This window comes from Saccharopolyspora karakumensis (assembly GCF_004349225.1).
GTDB classification, from domain to species: Bacteria; Actinomycetota; Actinomycetes; order Mycobacteriales; family Pseudonocardiaceae; genus Saccharopolyspora; species Saccharopolyspora endophytica.
In genome coordinates this window covers 1-5,214 of sequence record NZ_SMLA01000112.1, presented here as the reverse complement: position 1 = coordinate 5,214, position 5,214 = coordinate 1, and the positions used below count along the sequence as shown (strand labels likewise).

Annotated in this window: 3 protein-coding genes; all 3 read right to left on the bottom strand. The window is 70.2% G+C overall.

The features are described from left to right. Positions 1-92: 92 nt before the first annotated feature. Complete coding sequence (locus E1202_RS30935; protein WP_132686848.1) at positions 93-506, bottom strand: hypothetical protein; 414 nt, start codon at positions 504-506, stop codon at positions 93-95. Between the two features lie 29 nt (positions 507-535). Continuing rightward, positions 536-2,176, bottom strand: coding sequence for a glycosyltransferase family 87 protein (locus E1202_RS30930; RefSeq protein ID WP_408007732.1), 1,641 nt, complete (start codon positions 2,174-2,176; stop codon positions 536-538). Between the two features lie 79 nt (positions 2,177-2,255). Continuing rightward, a partial coding sequence (locus tag E1202_RS30925; protein ID WP_207919011.1) for a transglycosylase domain-containing protein occupies positions 2,256-5,214 on the bottom strand: 2,959 nt, incomplete at its 5' end.

Below are 5,214 nucleotides of genomic sequence, written 5' to 3'. Positions count from 1 at the left end.
CCCCTGCCCCTCCCCGGCCGGTGCCGGGCACCGCGAACGCCGTCGCGGCCCTCGGGAGTCCCCGGGGGCCGCGACGGTCAGCGCTGATCCGATCAGCAGGAGGGGGTGTAGGTGCGGGTCGCCAGGACCTTCTCGCCCGAGGTGACCTCGATCTTGGTCGTGGTGTTGTTGGGCAGCGAGGTGCTGGAGATGATCAGACCCTTGGCTCCCACCGAACCGGAGCCCTTGGTCTCGCCGTTGACCTTGACCTCGTACGGCGTCATCGGCGCGTCCGGTGCGGCGGTGATGCGGTACTCGACGACCGGGGTGTGGGCGGCGTCGGGGAACGCGGGCGCGAGCATCGGCATCGCGGCGACCATGGCCGACATGTCCTGGCACTTGGCCTCGCCGAGCTGGACCTGGACCGGGGCCGGCGGCGCGGCCGACGCGGCCGACGCGGCCGTGGCCGCAGCGGGGATGGCCACCGCGACTGCGGCGAGAACGACGGTCAGCATGCGACCTGACATGTGAGAAGCACCTCCACGAGACGAGCGGATCAGCGCTTCGAAGCTAGAGCCCCCCGGGTCGCAGCGAGAGTTCGCTGCCCCCAACGAGCGACACCGGGTAACACGAACCGGTCCCGGGAACCGTCGAGCAGACCGCCGCACGGGTCGTCGATGCCGCCGGGGTGCTCGCCCCGGACCGTCAGCGCGGTGCGCACCTTGTCCCGGGCCGGGTCGAGGATCTCGCGGACGATCAGCACGCACAACAGCACGACCATCGCGTCCCGGATCAGCACCGCGCCCAGGAACCAGCCCTCCGGCAGTCCCTTGTTGGCCGTGCCCAGGTAGTAGTACATGCGCGGCGCCCACACGGCCGCGTCGACGACCATCCAGGTCAGCAGCAGCCGCCAGCGCGGAATCGCCAGCACCGCCAGCGGAACCAGCCACAGCGAGTACTGCGGGCTCCACACCTTGTTGGTCAGCAGGAACGCCGCCAGCACCAGGAAGCACAGCTGGGCCACCCGCGGCCGGGTCGGAGCGGCCAGCGCGAGCCAACCGATCGCCAGGCAGGCCAGCAGGAACAGCCCGAGGCTGACCGCGTTGAGCACCACCGGCGTCGCGCCCGCCGGCAGCTGCCCGTCGAAACCGGCCCAGCCGGTGAAGTGCATCAGCACGTTGTACAGCGAGTCCGGATCGGCGGGCCGTTGGCTGTTCAGCCGGAAGAACTCGCCCCAACCGTCCGGGTAGGCCAGCAGGATCGGGACGTTCACCGCCAGCCACGCCAGCGCGGCGGCCAGCACCGCGCGCGCCGCGTCGGGCAGCTTCCCCGCGCGCCAGGCCAGGACCAGCAGCGGCCCGAGGAAGAACAGCGGGTAGAGCTTGGTGGCGCCGCCGATGCCGATCAGCACCCCGGCCAGCACGGGTCGTCGTCTCGCCCAGGCCAGCAGGCCGGCGGTTCCCAGCGCCGCGGCCAGGGCGTCGAAGTTGGTGAAGGCGTGCGCGAAGACCAGCGGTGACACGGCGGCCAGCGCGACGTCCCAGACGCGGCGGCGCGCCAGAAGGACCAACGCCCAGATGGTCACCAGCCACGCCGCCGCCAGCCACAGCGCGGTGATGTTGAAGTACAGGACGCTGGTGAGTCCACCCGGGAGCCAGCCGAAACCGGCCAGCGTCGCCCAACCGTCGGCGGTGCGAGCGTTGATCCACTGGAAAAGCCCCGTCAGCACCGGGTATTCCATGTAGCGGACCTGCTCGTTCAGCGTGCCCTTGTTCTCCACCCAGCCGGTCTTGTACGGAAAGGCGTTGTCCGGCGCGAGATCTCCCACGCCGTAGCGCGGGATGATGTCGGTGTAGCACATGGCGACGTACTGCTTGCTGTTGCGCCAGTCCAGCTGCGGACCGCTGCTGGTGTCGTAGGTGACCTGGCAGGGCGCCTTGAACAGCCACGCCGCGGCCAGCGTCAGCACCGCGAGCAGCAGGATCACCCGCAGCGGCGTCCAGAACCACTGCCGCCCGACCTGCGCGTGCCTGCCCAGCGGACCGCCGAAGAGCCGGCTGACGTTGCGCGGGAAGGACTCGGTCCAGGTCGGCGGAACCCGATCCGCCGCTGAGAGGGACGAACTGTCCACCGCTGCCGCGAGCACGTTCCCCGAGGACGCCGCTGTTTCCCGATCGGCGGATTCGTTGGTGGACACGCCCGGATGCTACTTGGCCCCGAGAAGCAGGAAGGGCACCCGCCGGGTCGGCGGGTGCCCTTCCTGCGTTCAGCTCCGGCTATTCGCCGAAACGCCGCGTCGGAGCGACGTCTCCCGGTTCACCGGGGCTGCTCGACTCCGTCTCGCACGGCGGCTCGAAGAACCCGCCGCAGTCCTGACCGTCACCGGGCTCCTCCCGGCTGGTCGTCGGTTCCTGCTCCTGCGAGTCGCTCGGCATCGTGGGCGGCGGCGCCGAGGACGACGGCGGCTCCGACGAGGTCGGGGGCGGCGGCAGCGGGATGTCCTGGAACTGACCGATGGTGTCGGTCTTCTTGAACTGCTCCACCTTGAGGCCCTTGTGGTAGCTGTTCATGAACTGCTGCCACACCATCGCCGGGTACTTGCCGCCGTAGAAGCTGGTGCCCGAGTTGTCCTCCAGCGGGACGTTGCGACCGTTCTCGCTGGCCAGCATCGACACCGAGGTGGACAGCTGCGGAGTCGCACCGATCATCCACGCGGTGGCGTTGTCCTTGGTGTCCAGGTACTGGTGCGTACCGGTCTTGGACATCACCGGCCGGTCGTCTTCGAGACCCCGCTTGGCGTGGTCGGCGACGTCGAACATCGACGCGATCGTGTTGTAGGCCAGCTTCGCGGCCTCCGACTCCGATTCGTCGTAGAGCGTCTTGACCGGCTCGTTGTGGATCTTGATCGGCGGGCCCTCGCGCGGCGTGATCTCCCGGACCAGGTGCGGGGTGTGCGACTTGCCCTGGTTCGCCAGCGTCGCGTACGCGTTGGCCATGTCGATCGGCTTGACCGGGTACATGCCCAGCGCGATACCGGACTGGGTCTGACCGTTGGCGTTCTGCAGGGTCTTCGTCGAGCCCTTGCCCGACTTGTACTCCCCCGGGACACCCGCGGTGTGCGCGGCCTCGGCGATGGCCGGGGGCCCGAGCCGGGCCGCCATGTTGACGAACACGGTGTTCACCGACTTCGTCATGGCCTCGCGGACCCCGCAGTGGGTCGGCACGTCGCAGGCCACGTTCGGGGCGTTGGCGAACTCGGTCCCCGCGATGGTCTGCGGGCTGCTGCCGTCGTAGAACTCGCCGATGCCCAGGCCCTTGTGCAGACCCGCCAGCACCGCGAAGGGCTTGAACGACGAACCGGGCTCGGTGGGCGCGACCGCCCAGTCGTAGCCACCGACGTCACCGCCGCCGCCGTAGTAGGCCTTGACCTCACCGGTCTTGGGCTCGACCGCCACGAGCGAGGTCTTGATGTTGTCCGGCAGCGTGTTCTCGGCCTGGGTGGTGGCGGCCTCGACCGCCGCCTTCTGGGCCTTCGGGTCGATCGTCGTCTTGATCTTGAAGCCCTCGCGGGCCAGCGTGTCCTCGTCGTAGCCGGCCTCTTCGAGCTCCCGGAGCACCTGGTCCTTGATCTTGAACTGGTCCGGGGTCAGCCGCCGGTCGATCCGCCAGTCGTTCTGGCCGCGGGTCTCCGGCAGCTGCAGGCCCTCTCGCTCGGAAGCCGGCAGGAAGCCGTTCTTGACCATCTGGTCGAGCACGTAGTTGAACCGCGTGGTGGCCTGCTCCAGGTCCTCGCGCGGGTCGTTGCCCTTAGGGCGCTGCACCATGCCCGCCAGCACCGAGGCCTCGGCCGGGGTGATCTCGCTGGGCTTCTTGCCGAAGTAGGCGTTGGCCGCCGCGGTGATGCCGTTGGCGCCTCGGCCGTAGTAGGCGGTGTTGAGGTACGACAGGAGGATGTCGTCCTTGGAGCGCTCGTTGGTGATCTTGAACGCCAGCACGATCTCCTTGACCTTGCGAACGTAGTCGGGATCCGACTTGTTCAGCTCCAGGTCGAGCTTGATGAACTGCTGGGTGATCGTCGAACCACCACCGACACCGGAGCCGGTGAACATGAAGAACACCGACCGGGCGATGCCCTGGAAGTCGAAGCCGGGGTTGGTGTAGAAGCTCGCGTCCTCGGCGGAGATCGTCGCGTCCCGCAGCGGTTTGGACACCTGGTTGAGGTCGCGGACGACCTCCCGGGAACCGTCCGAGCTCACCGTCGCCAGCGGCGAGTCGTCCGCGTAGGTGATGGTGATCGGCTGCTTCATGTTCAGCAGCTTCTGCTCGTCCGGCGCTTCCCAGAACAGGTAGCCGTAGATGAACACCAGCGTTGGGATGATCACCGCTGCGGCCGCGCCCACGTAACAGGCCCTGCGGATGCGCCGCCACAGGACGGCGCGCTTGGCTTGGGCGGCACTCATGTCGTCGTCTGGATCCTCGTCGTCGTCCCTGCCGGGGAAACCGGCGCTGCCGACGTCAGCGGCACCGCCGCTCTGCTGGTCGCCGAACCGGTCGTCGTCGCCGTAGGGGTCGTCGTCGAAGTCGTCGGCGTAGTAGTTGTACGTCGCCTGGTCCGAGTGCGTCAGCAGGTTCGGCTCACGGGTGACACCGGCACCCGCCGAAGCCGCACCCGCGGCAGCACCCGCACCGGCCGCACCGGCCGCACCGGCCGCACCGGCCGCGGCAGCACCAGCCGCACCCGCACCGGCGGCGGCACCACCGGCTCCGGCCGCGCCCGCGGCACCCCGGTCAGCGCTCGGGGTCTGCGGGAGGTTCTGCGTCGGCGCCTCACCAGGCGGCGGCGCGGGACGACCGGCGGGAGGCTGCTGCCCCGCCGGCGGGTGACCAGGACGGCCCGGGGGAGGAGGCGGCGGCGACGGCGAGTAGCTCGTCGCGTCGTCCTCCCCGTTTAACTTGCTGGTCAGCGGCGACGGGCTCGAACCCGGCGCGGAGTCGTCGTCGAAGGACGGCGTCCACGCACCGGTCGTCTCCTCCGGGGCCTCGGCCCCGGGCCACTGCGGCGGCTGCCCGCCGGGCTGACCGCCGGGACGTCCCGGCGGGGGCGGCGGCTGCTGCCCACCGGCTCCGGGGCGACCACCGGGCTGCTCTCCCGGCCACGCCGGACCGCCGGGCGGGGGCGGCGGGGGTCCGCCCGCCGGCCGCGGCGGCGGTCCTGGTTGACCACCGGGCTGGCCG

Excerpts from the sequence above, each read along its gene's own strand:
- E1202_RS30935 (WP_132686848.1), bottom strand. The coding sequence starts at position 506 with ATGTCAGGTCGCATGCTGACCGTCGTTCTCGCCGCAGTCGCGGTGGCC.